Consider the following 15,149-nt stretch of genomic DNA (forward strand, 5'->3'; position numbering starts at 1 on the left):
GCCAAGCGGCTGATGTTAGTTTTTTTCGATGGTACTAATTCAACGCTGCTACGATCGCGTGCGGTTGAGATTGGAAATTATTTAACCGTCGCTAGCGCGATTCGGCTCAGTTCACTTCTCCAATCTGAGCCGCAAAGGCGCTAGCCGCGGTTGCATGAACCCAAACGCATCACACCTAAAATCAACCGTCGCTAGTGCGATTCGGCTCAGTGGACGTCTCTAACCTGATCCGCAAAGACGCTAGCCGCGGTTGAAATCAACACCGGAAACCGCAGGCTGGCGCCAAGCGGCTGATTCCGGCTTGCGGTATCCGAACACGAGGTTATTCGGAGCAAACCCGTATGGGGCGGATGGCGACTTCGGATGCGTTACCGAAGAGAGCGTTCCAGCAGCAGGATTAATTCATCGATTGCGATCGCTAGCTCGGCGTCTTCTTCGTCGCGGATTGCACGCAGCCAGTCAGTTGCCTCGCGGGCTTCGTCACTGGAAAGAAAAGGATCGATGGTCGAATCGGAGGTCCAGAATGCTTTAGGGCCCGTTTTGCGGGGGCCGGAGATGCCTGCCTCGTCAGTGCCAGATAGACTTAGGTCTTTCGCCCCACCTAGATGATTGGCTGGTCCGGTGCCGGTTGTTTCGTCGTCTTGGCTGGAAGGCAGGGGCTTTGGCGTTTGATCGTTGCCAGCGGTCGGATTTCTAGTCGCCTCGCCACCAACAGTTCCTCCGTTTTCGAGGGTGTTCAAGATGTTGATGATTAGCAATGCGTCTAGTGCGGTAACTTGGCCGTCGCCATTGACATCGTATCCAAAGCCTGGGTCACCAGGTCCGACAGGTCCGGGGCCGTAGATATTCAGATAATTGATGATGCGCAGCGCATCGCTGGGGCTAATCGTGCCATTCCCATCGACGTCGTAGGGATTCTCGTCGTTATGAAACGGAGAGCTATCTTCGAGGACTTCGATTAAGAACGTTTTATCGATTGAGCTGGACTCGCCTTCGGGAACGTAGGCTGTGATCGTTAGTTCGATTTGTTGGGCCGCAGAATAGCGAACGTAAACATCGTCGATCAGTTTTAGTGTCGCCCCGTCAATCTCGAAACGTGAATCGTTCACGGCCAACGTATAGCCTTCCGGTTGGCTAACCGAATCGAGCGTAACGTTTCCGACGGTGGCGCCCGAATGCAGCTCCATCACGGTTTCGTTGCTAAGCGAGATTGAACCACCGTATTCGGGTTGGTCCTTCACCTGCAACTCGAATTCTTTCGAAATCGAACTACCGGCGTCGTCTCTTGCCGAGACGGTCATGACGAGGACGGGTTCGGTTTCATGGTCGAGCGATTCGTCGTGCTTAAGCCAAAGCTCGTTGTCGTTACGGATTTCGAAGCGATCATCGTCGACTGAGTAAATGGTCGGCTGGTTGCGGTCTTCGTCGTAGGAGCTCAATCGGGCGATGTAGGCTCCAGCCACATTTTCATCGACTTCGCTGCCACCAATCACTAACTGTGTGACCGGGTCATTTTCATCCCCGACTCGCACGACAATGTCTTGGCTGAAGTAGATCCCGGTTTGACGATCGACACCGGCAACTGCCATATAGATGACCGGTTCGAATTCATAGTTCAGGGGCCCATCGACCAAGACCAGATTGCCATTTCGGATATCGAAACGGGGATCAAAGACGGCAAGTTGGTAATCGTCGCCGTATCCATCAGCGTAATCGACATCGGCAACCCGAAGGCTGCCAACGACGTATGGGCCTTCGGTATGCTCGGGGATTTCACCGCCGGAAAAGATGATCCCCGAGGGTGGGTCCGGCTGACCGGCGACATTTAGCGAAAAAGCGATTGGCGAAGAGACGGATTGGCCGTCATGAAATCGCAACGAGAACGAATCGGCGCCGAAATAGTCAGCGTTCGGTTGATAGGTAAGAACGCCTTCTTCGGACAGGTCGACCGAGCCATGAGTCGGGGCTTGGACGATCAACGGGATGAGACGATCACCATCATCGTCGTTGACAACCTGAGCAATCTGAGACGGGTTGATGGTCAATGCCGTGTCTTCGAGGGCATTGGCTGAATAGGTCGGTTCCGTTACCGGTGGCGTATTGGGTTGATCAAGATGGACGCCGAAGTCTGCTTGATAAACTTCGTTCGCCTGTGTGACCTCAACCCGGTGGGCTTCCGATTGTCGGAACGAGATCTTGGAAACACCTGTCGAGGATAATGCGAAGTAGGACGCAAAATCAGAGCCTGCAATGACCGCTTGTGGCGGCGTTGCACCGAGATCAACTGAGCCTAGCTCTTGCGCGTTCTGGATTCCGCGTAGCGTCAGCGTGTTGCCGCTATCGCTTTGGTTGATCGTCGCCAACGCGTCGAAGTCGGCAACGAATTGGGCGCGACCATGAATATCGTCGAAGCGTTGCAGTTCGGCAAAGTTCGCATCGACATCAACAACACTGACGTGACCACCGGCGTTTCGGATTGCTAAGAGGCCAGCTTCATCGTCAAAGCTTAGCAGTTCGGTTGCGCCGACGATGACTGTTTGAGAACCTTCGACCCAATCGGCCGAACGGTTGTCCCAAAGCGAAGTTTGCAGCGCTGGAAGTGATTGTCCGTCATTGCCGCTAGTTGCGACCGGCCAAGCGACCACACTTCGACTGCTGGGCAATTCGGGTGCATTGGCAGAGACGTTAATTGCGGACCCGGACGCGAGCACTTGTGCTTGCGCGGGGATGATCTGTGGAGTTTGATCGATCGCGACCGAGATCAAATTGCCCGATTGATCATCAAGGCGAATGGAGGGCGCGTGCAGCGAGTGAAGCAGTGTTTGATCGTCCTGGTATTCGACGACCAGTCCGTAGCCATCGTTGCCAACGGTCGCGTCGACACTGGTGCCGGAGAACAGCAGTTCGGGTTCATTGCCTAGTGGCCGAACGAGCCACAGTCCGCTCTGGTCAACCGATCCACTGCCAGCATCCCCGAGAACCAAAGTTGCTTTCTGGCCTGAGTCCGCGACGAGCGGGGCGACAATGGCGGAAGCGGAAAACGGAAGCGACTGTATTTGTGCGGATGTCCCGGATGTGCTTAACAGGACTAGCGATGTCGAGGTCGCGATGTGCAGGGTATCGTCAGCACGAGCGGCGTCGACAGCTTCGGAAAGATCCAGTTGCGGGGCCAGTTGTCGGCTGGTCGCTTCGACGGGGAACGTTTGCCTTTGTGACTTGGAGCCATCAAAAAGTCGTACCGGGTGGATTCCCGTTTCGACGTCATCGAAACGGTAAACGCCGTCTTGGTCTGCCAACTCGTAGCGTTCGCCAGAATCCAACTGAGCATTATCGTTGGCGTCGATGTACGCCAATCGAGACTCCAGACGCTGCTCGCCCTGTTCGGCTCGCATTGAGCCATCGGTGTCATGAAAGACCGAGCCGGTGATGACCGCCAAGACACGTCGCTGGCCGAGCGTCTCGAATACAAGCCGACGCCGGTTTTCGGACCGTTTCCCGCTAAGGGCGGACTTGATCGTACCGCGCAGCGACAACGTGCGGCGAGCGGTCTCGCTGTCACGTCGAATCGATCGCCGCCTACTTCCCATGATGATGCGGTATTCCTTTTGAAGTTGCTTCCAAGATGTCAGGCCGCCCACCCGTCGTTCGCCCGAGGCCTTGGACCTCAACACGTTTGTTGGACTGCAGATACGGAGAAAAGTTCCCCTCGGGGGAGGGCTGTAGACTAGTTTTTGAAACTTTTACTGGATTCCGATCGGATTGTCCTTTCTTCGTTCGCTAGATACGACGTCTATGATACGCTGTAGCGAACGAATTCGGACCCAAGAATTCAAACGAATGACACGATTCTTTACCAGAATTAAACGCGTCAAAGAAGGGTGCGATGCCGCATGCCAAGTTTCGCCGGTGCAAGCACGGTCGTGCTGAATCGATGGCATCGTCAGTTTGATTGAAACGTTAAAATTGATCTGACCAACACCGGGCCGAATCAGCCATCGCAACCGATTTGTGATCGACTCTCGCCAAACGAGTTCTGCCAAATGTTTGCAAACCAGACTACCGCTCATCCGATCGTATCACGCCAGCCGAGACGCCGGGATTGGCTGCGAGCCCGTTTGTATGGCTCCATCGGGGCAGCAGGCTTGGCGCTGATTTTCGCAGCGACGCCAAATGACGTTTCTGCCCAAGGTGCGGGTGCAGGTGTCAGCGAAACGATGCGTCAGGCCTATCAAGGTGGCACCGCCGGTCCGCCTCCTGGTTACGGTAGTGGCAGCGACAGTAGCAGCGGTTCATCCTCACCAGCAGTGAGCCCCTCTGGCGGTCCCTCCAGCGGCAGTGGCTATCCCGGCGGCAGTAGCAGCAGTGGTTACCCAGGAAGCAGTAGCAGCAGTGGTTACCCTGGCGGCAGCAGTAGCGGCAGTGGCTATCCGGGTGGCAGCAGTAGCGGGTACCCAGGAAGCAGTGGCAGCGGGTATCCGGGCGGGAGCAGCAGTGGGTATCCAGGTAGCAGTGGTAGCGGGTATCCAGGCAGCGGCTATCCCGGAGGCGGCGGGCGTTCCGGTGGACGCGGTAATCAAGGCTTCGCGCAGGCGTTGATGCAGCAGCTGATTTCAAAAACGGTCGCAAGTACCGATGTTGCCTCTTTGACGTCTCCCGATGCCGCACCGCCAATCCCTTCCGGTCCGGTTTTGATGAATGAGTCCACGGTCGCGTACACCAAAGGCGCATCGGCGCTGGCCCGCGACTTGTATTTCGGACACATCGTTGCCGAGTTCGAAAACGCTCAGCCGCAAATGTCGGCTGTCAAATACAGTGCCGTACTCAAACGACCCGTCTGGCAAATCCGCTGGGGCATTTCGATGTCCGTTCGCGGCGACGCCACCGACCCACAGCCTTTGTCGGACACTCCAAGTCGTGCAAACGGTGCTCCTGGAGGCCCGGGATCACAAGACCCATCCATGATGGCGGCGGGCTACGGAGCACCCGGAGGAACGGGCGATCAATCTGGGGGCTACAGCCAAGATGACATGCGGGAGCAAATGGAGGCCCAAAACGCCGCGCAGCAAGACATGGCGAATATGTATAACAGCGGCTACTCCAGTGGCTCAGGAGGCCCCGGCGGACCTGGTGCTCCCGGCGGACCTGGTGGCCAAAATGCTTTGGACATCGCACCAAAAGCACAATCGGCTGGCGAGCGTCTCGCATCGATGGAACGGCAGATGCTCGACGAGCAAGCGGCAAGTGAGCTGGAAGACAACTTAGGTGCCGTTGTCGATTACATCGGTGAGCAATTCGATCAGCGGTATGCCGAAGGTGCTTTCGGTCGCGCGTTTACCGACGTTAGTGACGGGGCAGGTCAAGCCGAAGCGGTTTCAAATTCCTTCGTCGATCTACTGGAATCGGCCGAGTCTGATTTGCCTTTGTGGCGACCCGGGATCGTTTACGTCGGCAAAGGGAACTCAGCACAAAGCATCGCTTCGGCCAAAGACGCAGGGCTGGATTTGTTGATCCATGTCGACGTGTTACTGAAGCCACTGCGTGGTGAATTTACACAGAACATATCGCGGCTAAGGCTTTATCATGTCGCCAGCGGAAAGTCTTTCGGTTCGTCGCCGGCGATCGATACGTTGGAATTCAACCAAAAGTCACGCACCAAAGGCTTGGGTTCACGCGAATACATCGAAGAACAGTTGTCTGCCTTCATGGGGATTATTGATCGGCAGACCAAGACGATCGATCTGCCGCGTTTGACACCTGCGGTTGCGGAAAAGCGAATTGGTGCTCTGTTGGCGAGCGGCGGCGGACGCAACCTGCACACGCTGGCCGAAGTCCGTCTGTTTCAGCAACAAGGGCTGCTAAACGAAGATCAAGTCCTGCAAGTTTTCGATATCGTGGGCGGCGAAGAAGGGATGCAAATCCTGTTTGGAACCGAGGACGAAAAACTGACGGTCGTTCGCAACTGGATCGCCGATAAATATCGGTCTTCGTCATCGGACAACTGATTCCCTTTGTGTAGTGCCTTCTATTGAATCGTCCGACGATTAAATTGAGCTGCGGCAACGAAGCCGCAGGTTCTGAGTCCGATCTATCACCATCCTCATTAACGCACCGGGTATCTTCGAAGTACCAGGCGCCTGATCGTGAGGCCCGGGCCGTTTGGAAGCAGCGCCGTGATCGGTGGATTCAAGCCAACGATGTCGCCTATCGGCATCCAGACCGCTTGGCACCTCGATTGCCTTGCGATCAAGGCTTCTTTCGGTTGCCCGAACAGTTGCTGCTGTCCTATGAACAGCACCGCGAGGAAAGCGAATTGGGGCATGTGTTTCGAATTGCCAATTCGCTGCACGATCAGCTTGATGCGATCGTTGTTTTGGGGCCAGCCTCAGCGGTTCAGTCGGTGACGGCAGTGACGCAAGCATGTTGTGATCCGTTTCACAACGAAATGTCTCGTGCCGATCGAGGCAGTAAACCACGTCTCTATTTCGCCGATTTAGAATCGGACAACGACTACGCGCAATCGTTGGTCTGGCGACTTGAGCGACAGGGCTACGGCGACGTCCTCGCTGAGCGTCGATACGGAATCATCGCAATCGACGATGTACATAGCCGCGATCGTCTATTGCCGCTACTTCGCTTGTTCTCCAACCGCCTGTCGCACTGGAACGATCAATGCGCTGATTTGCCGGCACCGATGACTGTTGTTTCTCCCCGTCCAGACGACTGGGGCGAAGGTCAATTTCCATTCCTGTCCCGTCGGCAGACGCTGCAGTCCAACGACGTCTTGGAAGGTTATTTTGGCACCTTGTCACCAGCAACGCTATTGCCAGCGGCGTTCTTGGGTTTGGACGTCATACAGCTGCTGGTCGGTGCGGCCGCAATCAACGACAACTTTGTTGATAAAGAATGGCACGAAAATCTGGTACTAAGGCTGAGCACATATCTGGATCGACCACGACACCAATTGGTTGGTTGGTCTTCCAGTTTTGATCCCATGATGCGGTGGTGGAATCAGCTGCTTAGAACTGCGTCTGGGATCGATGTTTCGTGGAATCGCTCTGTCGAATCTGAGGAGTTAAATCGACGTGCGAGCTTGAGTTTGCCAGAGCTTCATCTCGCGATCGCGTCACCACGTACCGATCCTATCGCGGTTTTGTGCCGAGATGACGTTTCCACAACAATGGAAGGGTTGCGGCAACACCGTTGGGACAGTTCATTCACAGCGCCAACGATGACCGCGTCTAACGCAGTGGTGGAGCGACTGAATTTGATCCTACCGTGCATCGAAACCAACCCGCTTGGGCAACTGTTGCAATTGGCGATGACCACAGCGGCTCTGATTCAAGCGGAGCGCATCGGTTAAATCTACATAGGCATTGAGCAAGCACTTCTGTGATGTAGGGGCCCTGCGAGAGGGGGCACTGCGATGTCTGTCTCGATGTACGTCGCAGCCTTGGCCTTCGGAATCCTTGGTCGTTTTGTTTCGGTCAGACGGCAACTCGAATCCACTTGGTTTGGAAGGTCGCCGTGCAGCGAATGTTCTCCGGTCGGTTTCGCTGTGAACAGTTTCCTCAGGATGTGGGCTAAACGCGAGCTTCCGATTCGACTACGCTCTGACCAATCAACTTCGCACCACCAGCCACGGCGCACGAAGCTGTGCCTAACCAATTGAATTAGCCGGATAATCCATGTCTTCGATCGATGACCTGTTCAAACGCCTGAAGTCCGAAAATCGCAAGGCGTTGATGCCGTTTTTGACCGCTGGCGACCCAGATTTGGAAACCTCTGCAGCTGTTTTGCGAAAGCTTCATGCGGCCGGTGCGGATCTTTGCGAGGTTGGAATTCCCTACAGTGATCCGATCGCCGATGGGCCTGTGATCCAGGCTTCTTATCAACGAGCCTTGGAGAGCGGTTTTCGCCTCGAGCATGCGATGAAACTTGGCGCGGATAACGCAGCCGCCGTGGGCCTACCGATGGTCACGATGGTCAGCTATTCGATCATCTATCGCGTTGGTTTGGCGAAGTACGTCGATCAAGCGATGAAAGCCGGATACGCTGGAGCGATCGTCCCAGACTTGCTGGTCGAAGAAGCTGCCGATCTGGCCGCTGTTTGTCGTGAGAAGGATTTTAGCTTGATTCAGTTGGTCACACCGACCACGCCACGCGAACGCCAAATTCAGATCGCCAACTCATCGACCGGTTTTCTGTATTACGTCAGTGTGACCGGCATCACAGGCGAGCGTAACGCACTGCCAGAAGATCTGACGGAAAACGTTGGCTGGTTGCGTGAGCAAACGGACTTGCCAATTTGCATCGGATTTGGGATTAGTGGTCCCGAGACAGCTGCAAAGCTCGCTCCGGTTGCGGACGGTCTGATTGTCGGATCGGCGGTGGTGCGCCGAATTTCAGAAAGCTCAGATCCCGGTTCGGCTTCGGATTCTGTGGCTGAATTTGTGAAACAGCTTCGTACGTCAATCGATCAAGCCTCCGTTTGAGCGACGTTCAAAGTTTCGTCCACATCACTGTCTGCTGGCCGAGTCATGCTTCGCTCGTTTTAAATTAGCGAGCTATCAGCTTAAAAAGAAGAAGCGTGGTTAACTGGGTAATCTTTGCGGCGTCGCCCGGTTGATTCGACGGCAAAATCCGAAAAAACGTACCATGCCGAAGCGCCGATCGCCGAAATCTACAGCAACACCGGTCCGAAACGGATTTTCCGGTAGACGGAGCACCACCCGCGATTGAGAAGTCCCGCATTGTCGTGGGGCTGCTCGGAAAACGTCGCCGGCCGGAGCGATTTGGAACTGTAGGAGGCATTTCCCATGCGACGAAAGTATCTCGGATTGGCGATCGCTGCGATCACCGCTTTTGGGCCGGCGTCGGCTTTTGGTGGAGACCGCGAGATTGCCCAAGAAATTATGACCCGATTGAAGAGCACCCGTGATGCGGGCGCTCTGAAAGACTTCACCCTCGACATGAAAGTCGATCAAGGCGTTGTCTTGTTCCGCGGCAGTGTCAGCGAAACGAGCCAAAAGGATTTGGTTCTCGCTGCTGCAAAAGGCATCGAAGGCATCACCAAAGTTGTTGATGAAGTCAGTGTCAAAGACGCCGTGGCAACCCCAGCGGTTGAAGCAGCACCTGAGAAGGCTGCCGCAGCAACCCTGGCCAAGTCTCGCGAATCTCTTCGCAAGATGTTGACCGCCGGAATCGATTCCGCACCAGTGGTTGAGCAACCTGCCGCGATCAAGCCAGCTCTTGAAATCGCACCCGGCGAAGTTCGCACCACCGCAGCGGTTGAATACGCGACTCCAGCGGTAAGCGATCAACAAGTTGTTGACAGCGTCGTTCAAGCACTTAGTAACGCACAGCAAACCGGCAGCCTTCGCGGCTTCGGCGTTGACGTTCAGTGCAACAACGGCATCGTCAGCTTGAACGGTCGTGCTTCGACGAAGGCTGCCCTTGATCAGATCGTACAGATCGCTCAATCGGCTCCCGGAGTTCAAGGCATCGATCAACAGATCACCGTGATCAACAGCCAGCCAAGCCCAGCGATCGCACCTGTGCGTGCGACCGGTGTTCCAGCTCAGTTGGCAAGCAACCGTATGGCTCCTGCGAGCGTTGACCAAGTTCCAACCATGGCTGCACCACAGCACATGGGAGCTCAAGTCATGCCAGCTTCGGCACCAATCATGGGAACTCCCGTGAGCGGCCAGCCAGTTCCTATGAACTACGCTGCAGGTGCACCACGCTACGACGCACCAAACCTGCCTAACTACGCATGGCCAGGATACGCATCGTACCCGAACTACGCTGCACTGACTTATCCTCAGCAGTACAGCCCAACCGCATGGCCTTACATCGGCCCATTCTACCCTTACCCACAAGTCCCTCTGGGATGGCGTAAGGTATCCCTGGAATGGGATGACGGATGGTGGTTCCTAGACTTCACCGATCGTTGATCAACGTTCGGTGGACCGGACCCAGCCGGCCACAGTTCTGAATTACGAAGCCGCGAAGAGCCAATGTTCTTCGCGGCTTTTTTTGATTTCAGGCAGTCAGTTTTGGCGTCTGTATTGAAACAGTCGAGCACCGATTTGTGCCGCAACGTTAGCTCAGCAAGTCTTCGATCGCTTCGCCATCGCCACCGATCTTAAATGGGCGACCGTTTGGCGAAAACAGTTCTTTGTCCAGGGGCAAGCCCGCCGCTGCTGCGATCGTCTTGTTGAAATCTGCAACCGACATCTGGCTGTCATCAACCGAGAAGCCGCGTTTATCACTGGCACCATAGACCTGCCCGCCTTTGATGCCCGCACCGGCCAGCAGCGAACAGAAAGCACCGGGGTGATGGTCGCGTCCGGCGTTGGCGTTGATCGAAGGCTTCCGACCGAATTCGGTCGTCAGGACCACCAACGTTTCGTCAAGTAAGCCGGTGCGATGAAGGTCCTTTAAAAGGATCCCCAAGGCGTTATCCAGTTGGCTGGCGCGTTCATCAAGTCGGTTGTAGAGGTCTTGATGCATATCCCAACCGCCATAAGTGACTTCGACGAAACGGGCACCCGATTGCACCAGTCGTCTGGCCAACAGACAGCCCTGCCCCAACGTATTATCACCATAGGCTTCACGAACATTTTCAGGTTCGTCTTTCAAGTCAAACACCTTCAAGTGGTCGCTTCCCATCAGGTTGCGAGCTTCGGTGTAGAGTTGGTTGTAGGCTTCGATCTTTTGGTTGCTGCGGTGTGACGTTTGGAAGTTTGTGTCGAACTTTTCCGCCAGCAGTAGACGCCGCTGAAACAACGACTCGGGAAGATAGTCTGGCAACTTGATGTTCTTGATGCCCGATGACGGATTGGCAATCGGGACCGGTGACAAAGCGGGTTCAAGAAATCCAGATCCGGGATGGCGATTGCCGCCACCGACAAGGAAATTGCCCGGCAATTCACGATTAAGCCGACCCTGTTGTGACAACATCCACGCGCCCATCCCGGGATGCTGGATGCTGTTTAGCTTTTTGTACGAGGTCCGCATCAAGTACTGTGCTTTGTCATGAGCCCCCGTTTCGGTGGATAGTGATCGCACGACTGCAAGCGCACCGGCGAGGTAAGCCAGCTTTGGGAATCGGTCGCCGAACACGATGCCAGGCACTCGAGTTTGGATCGGTTTGGTTTCACCAGCCTCTGGGACATCCGTTTTCGGATCAAAGGTGTCGAGGTGCGTCATCGCACCTTCCATAAACAGATAGATGATGTGTTTGGCTTTACCCGCCGGTGTCGTTGCCGCCTGTACTTCGCCGAGCGATAGTATTGATCCGGAACCGACGGCACCGGCAAAGCTGACGCCCAGACACTGTGATGCGACCGAACGCATGAAGTCTCTTCGGTTTTCGTTCTTGATGTCGCTTGCCATGGCCAAGATTGGTTGATCGGGTGAATTGAGCGTTGACAAATTTTGTTAACTTGGGTGTTTCGGCTCGGCTGTTGGGACACGACCAACAGGCAAGCCATCGATCCGGTTGTGTTACCGGATGAACAAAAATTCGCGAGTGTTGAGCAAGGCCCAAACGATGTTGCCGTAGCCGACAGCATCATTGGCCGTTTTGGAAAGCTCGCGTGCCGCAGTGATGCGATCACGAGATGTTGGTCGGCGTGACAGGACACTCATAAAAATAGCGTCTACCCGATCGCGAGCTTGCTCAATCGCGAAGACATCATCAACGATTGCGGAGCCTGGTTCGAGCATCACGTGGGTGATTGGACCATTGAACATCGCCAGGATCTGCGGCACAGTGGCTTCGGTATCCGAGCCGTCGATGGTTTCGCGATCGCCTTGACCGAATTGTCGCAGGAAGTGTTCGGCGCTTTGCGGCGAGGGTAATTCGCTGGCGCGACAAAGGATGTTCCCTTTGTACGAATGCGCATTGAGCCCCCGTTTGTAAGTCGGCAAGAAGTACGACTTTTGAAACGCGTCGGCTTTCGTTTTTGCTTCATCAAAGGTTAGTGAAGCAAAGTCAACATCGACCGCATCTTTTATTTCGTCGACGGTAGGCCGTTGAAACGGCATCGGGTTGCGGACTGCCAGTGTCAGCATCGAGTCCCAGACCTGTTCGGCGCTCATCCGGCGAATCGCAGGACCGGGAAAGTGGTATAGCTCGCCACTGGTCAAGCTGTAATCGGTCGCGGTGCGCTGGTAGGTTCGCGAGTAGAGAATAATTCTGGTGAGGTCTTTCAGGTCAAACCCAGAACGCACCAGTTGCTTGCCCAGAAAATCCATCGCGGCTTGATTCGAACGCGGTGTGTCTTCGATAAAGTCGTCGACGGGTTCAACGAATCCAATCCCCATGAACCGCTTCCAGAACCGGTTGACGATCGTGTGGCGGAATTGCTCGTTATCAGGGCTCGTTAACCACGCGGCAAACTGATGTCGCCGTGATGCTTGTTTCGCCTTCGATGGCACTTCGCCCCATAGGACCGCTGGCTTGACGACTGACTTTGGCTTTGCGTCGCTGTATGCATAGTCGTGTGGAAGACGCAGTTCCGATTTAACTTCGGAGACACTGTAGGTGTTCGCACGCAACATCCTCTGAAACGACCCTGGGACGCGGCCTTTGTCAAAGTGTTTGCGTCCTTGGTTAATCAACGCGTTTGCAGGATTCGTTTTTTCAAACCCCGGGTCGCCCTTTTTGATTCGGGTCCGCGTCCCGGCGGTGAAGGCCGCAAGTTCGTAAAACTGATGCTGGGTCCAGTTATCGAAGGGATGATCATGGCACTGAGCACATCCGATCTGAGTGCCCAGGAAGACTCGCACCGTGTTGTCGATGTACGGTAGCGGCATCCCGTCATCGCGAAGTTGATATCCGACTGCGGGATTGTCCCAGACCTTGCCTTCCGCGGTCAGCATTTCATAAACCCATTTGTCGTAGGGTTTGTTGTTGCGGATCACATCCTTGATGTAAGCCAAGTAGGGTTCGGCAACGATATTCGGTTGCGGACGCTCGACCAGCCGCAATGTATCGGCCCAGAAGTTATATGAATGACTGACCCAGTCAGGGCTACTAAGAAGTTCATCGATCAGTTCGACACGTTTGTCGGGATCGGTGGAATCCAAAAAACGTGTCGTTTCGTCGAGCGTTGGGATTCGGCCGGCAACGTCCAAATAAACCCGCCTCAGAAAGACTTCGTCGCTGGCGACCTGATTGGGAACTTGATCATGCTCGGCAAGATCTTTCTCGATTAGATGGTCCAGTTCTGAAGCGGCGTATTCGAGTTCCGTTCTCCGCTGGGGATCAACAGAATGAACATCCATCAGGTGTGATGGTGTCTTACGGACGCTTTCCGGCAAACGAATCTTTGGCGGTGCTGGTTTCTTGGGCTTTTTCTTTTGAGCCTGAGCAGACGTTGGGATGATGGTCAGGCAGATCGCCAACGCAAACAACGCATTCAGGCAATCGCTCCAGGGGCGAATTCCGTGACCCATGGTGACTTTCGATGATGAGGAGGGAGGATTAGCAGCCGCTAAAGGTAAACGAGGCGGTGATGCCCGGTGTACTCATTTTAGCTCGCCTAACACCCACATGTTCATCGTGGTGACGACTTTGCAGTGGCTGACAGAGCAAGACCGTAGCGAAGTCACGCCATGTTCGAGTCACGGCAACGTCTTGCGGTGCTGCGCTCACAATCCAGAGATGCCAACGCGTATTCTCGTCTCGGCTTTTAGCTGCCCCAGCTTTCAGTTAGCCCAGCTTTCAGTTAGCCCAGCGATGTGGCCGGCCGATCAAGTCTTCCAAATCCTTGAAAAACTCGGGGTAGGTTTTAACGGTGCAGGATGGATCCAGGATTTGGACGCCTTCAGCAGCTAGGCCTGCCAACGAAAGGCTCATTGCCATGCGGTGGTCATGGTAGGTTTCCAAAGTCGCCGGTCGAATACCTCCCGCTGGTGGTGTCACGGTCAAGCCGTCTTCATGTTCATCGACCGTTGCACCGAGCTTTCGAAGCTCGCAAGCCAAGTCACCGATGCGATCGGTCTCTTTGAAGCGGTTGTGTGCCACACCACGAACGCGCGTCGGACCGTCAGCGAACAATGCGACCACGGACAGTGTTTGAACGGTATCGCTGATTGCGTTCATGTCGACATCGATTCCACGGTGGGCCCTGCCGCTGATCGTCATTGAATGATTATCGAATGTAAACGTGCAACCCATCTGCTCCAGGACTTTGCAGAAACCAACATCACCTTGCATGGCGTCGGGCGTTAGCCCTTCAACCGTGACTTCTCCTCCGGTAATGGCGGCGGCGGCCCAAAAGTAACTTGCCGCCGATGCGTCCGGCTCGATCGCATAGTCGACACCACGATAGCCATTCTCAGAGACGACGACATTAACGCAGGACGTTTCTTCATCATCGTGAATTGCTACGTTCGCTCCGAACGATCGCATGACTTCGGCAGTCATGTCGACATAGGGGCGCGATACCAGTTCACCCGTTACGTCGATGGTAATTTTGGGTAGCCGGTCTCCAATCGCGATCGGAGCCGCCATCATCAAGCCACTGAGGTATTGGCTGCTCACGTTCCCGGCGACCTTGATGGTTGGCCCCGCCCAGCCGTCGGAGTTAATTCGCACTGGTGGGCAGCCGCCCGCCGATTCACATTGAATCTCACCTTGTTGAACATCGCGTAGGGCATCGACAAGGTCTGCGATCGGTCGCTCATGCATGCGAGGCACGCCAGACAATCGATAGTGTCCACCCGCTGCAGATAGCGCCGCTGTCAAGAAACGGACGCTAGTTCCGCTGTTAGCGATAAACAGTTCCACCAGCTCGCTGGGTTTGGATCGCGAACGGCCATCGACGCGGATTGTGTCGCCAGCGACTTCGACGTGCACGTTGCATTTTTGCAAACTGTCGATCATCACTGCGGTGTCTTCGCTGCGAAGGCATCCCGACAGCGTCGACTGACCGTCAGCCATTGCCGCACAGATCAGTGCTCGGTTCGTCAAGCTCTTGCTTCCCGGTGGCCGAACACTTCCGCGAACAGGGCCGCCAGGAGTGACGACGACGCTTGCTGGAGGATCGACGGAGGCAGAAGAAGACATGGGAGACTGGCGAATTAGGGGGACTGGGAGGAAACGGTTGGTGTGTTTCCAGCGGCTGAAGCTTTCAATG

General features: G+C 55.2%; 8 protein-coding genes. 4 read left to right on the forward strand and 4 right to left on the reverse strand.

Annotation, left to right across the window (positions count from 1 at the left end; translation table 11 throughout):
- Positions 1-368: 368 nt before the first annotated feature.
- Entirely contained in the window at positions 369-3,638 is a 3,270-nt protein-coding gene (locus LOC67_RS21975; protein ID WP_230264962.1) for a dockerin type I domain-containing protein, read from the reverse strand.
- Positions 3,639-4,040: 402 nt separating this feature from the next.
- Here LOC67_RS21975 and LOC67_RS21980 point away from each other — a divergent pair, with 402 nt between their 5' ends.
- From LOC67_RS21980 to LOC67_RS21995, 4 genes are all read left to right on the forward strand, one after another.
- A complete protein-coding gene (locus LOC67_RS21980; RefSeq protein WP_230264963.1) occupies positions 4,041-6,002 on the forward strand; it encodes a hypothetical protein in 1,962 nt (653 codons plus the stop codon).
- Between the two features lie 218 nt (positions 6,003-6,220).
- Positions 6,221-7,360 carry a hypothetical protein gene (locus LOC67_RS21985; RefSeq protein WP_230264964.1) on the forward strand — a complete coding sequence of 380 codons (1,140 nt, stop codon included), beginning with the start codon at positions 6,221-6,223 and terminating at the stop codon, positions 7,358-7,360.
- Positions 7,361-7,685: 325 nt separating this feature from the next.
- A complete protein-coding gene (trpA, locus tag LOC67_RS21990; RefSeq protein ID WP_230264965.1) occupies positions 7,686-8,492 on the forward strand; it encodes a tryptophan synthase subunit alpha in 807 nt (268 codons plus the stop codon).
- 324 nt (positions 8,493-8,816) lie between these two features.
- Positions 8,817-9,953 carry a BON domain-containing protein gene (locus LOC67_RS21995; protein WP_230264966.1) on the forward strand — a complete coding sequence of 379 codons (1,137 nt, stop codon included), beginning with the start codon at positions 8,817-8,819 and terminating at the stop codon, positions 9,951-9,953.
- 148 nt (positions 9,954-10,101) lie between these two features.
- Here LOC67_RS21995 and LOC67_RS22000 read toward each other — a convergent pair whose 3' ends face one another.
- The 3 genes from LOC67_RS22000 to aroA form a co-directional block, all read right to left on the reverse strand.
- The gene (locus tag LOC67_RS22000; RefSeq protein WP_230264967.1) at positions 10,102-11,397 is read right to left on the reverse strand and encodes a DUF1501 domain-containing protein; all 1,296 of its coding nucleotides are present in this window, start codon (positions 11,395-11,397) and stop codon (positions 10,102-10,104) included.
- Positions 11,398-11,508: 111 nt separating this feature from the next.
- The gene (locus tag LOC67_RS22005) at positions 11,509-13,464 is read right to left on the reverse strand and encodes a DUF1549 and DUF1553 domain-containing protein (RefSeq protein ID WP_230264968.1); all 1,956 of its coding nucleotides are present in this window, start codon (positions 13,462-13,464) and stop codon (positions 11,509-11,511) included.
- Positions 13,465-13,732: 268 nt separating this feature from the next.
- Positions 13,733-15,079 (reverse strand): 3-phosphoshikimate 1-carboxyvinyltransferase, encoded by a 1,347-nt coding sequence (gene aroA, locus LOC67_RS22010; RefSeq protein WP_230264969.1) that lies wholly within the window; start codon positions 15,077-15,079, stop codon positions 13,733-13,735.
- Positions 15,080-15,149: the final 70 nt, after the last annotated feature.

It is taken from the genome of Stieleria sp. JC731 (assembly GCF_020966635.1).
GTDB lineage: Bacteria > Planctomycetota > Planctomycetia > Pirellulales > Pirellulaceae > Stieleria.

Bases quoted from the DNA above. Each gene is read 5' to 3' on its own strand.
- LOC67_RS21980 (WP_230264963.1), top strand. From the start codon at position 4,041: ATGTTTGCAAACCAGACTACCGCTCATCCGATCGTATCACGCCAGCCG.
- trpA (WP_230264965.1), top strand. From the start codon at position 7,686: ATGTCTTCGATCGATGACCTGTTCAAACGCCTGAAGTCCGAAAATCGC.
- LOC67_RS21995 (WP_230264966.1), top strand. From the start codon at position 8,817: ATGCGACGAAAGTATCTCGGATTGGCGATCGCTGCGATCACCGCTTTT.
- LOC67_RS22000 (WP_230264967.1), bottom strand. From the start codon at position 11,397: ATGGCAAGCGACATCAAGAACGAAAACCGAAGAGACTTCATGCGTTCG.
- LOC67_RS22005 (WP_230264968.1), bottom strand. From the start codon at position 13,464: ATGGGTCACGGAATTCGCCCCTGGAGCGATTGCCTGAATGCGTTGTTT.
- aroA (WP_230264969.1), bottom strand. From the start codon at position 15,079: ATGTCTTCTTCTGCCTCCGTCGATCCTCCAGCAAGCGTCGTCGTCACT.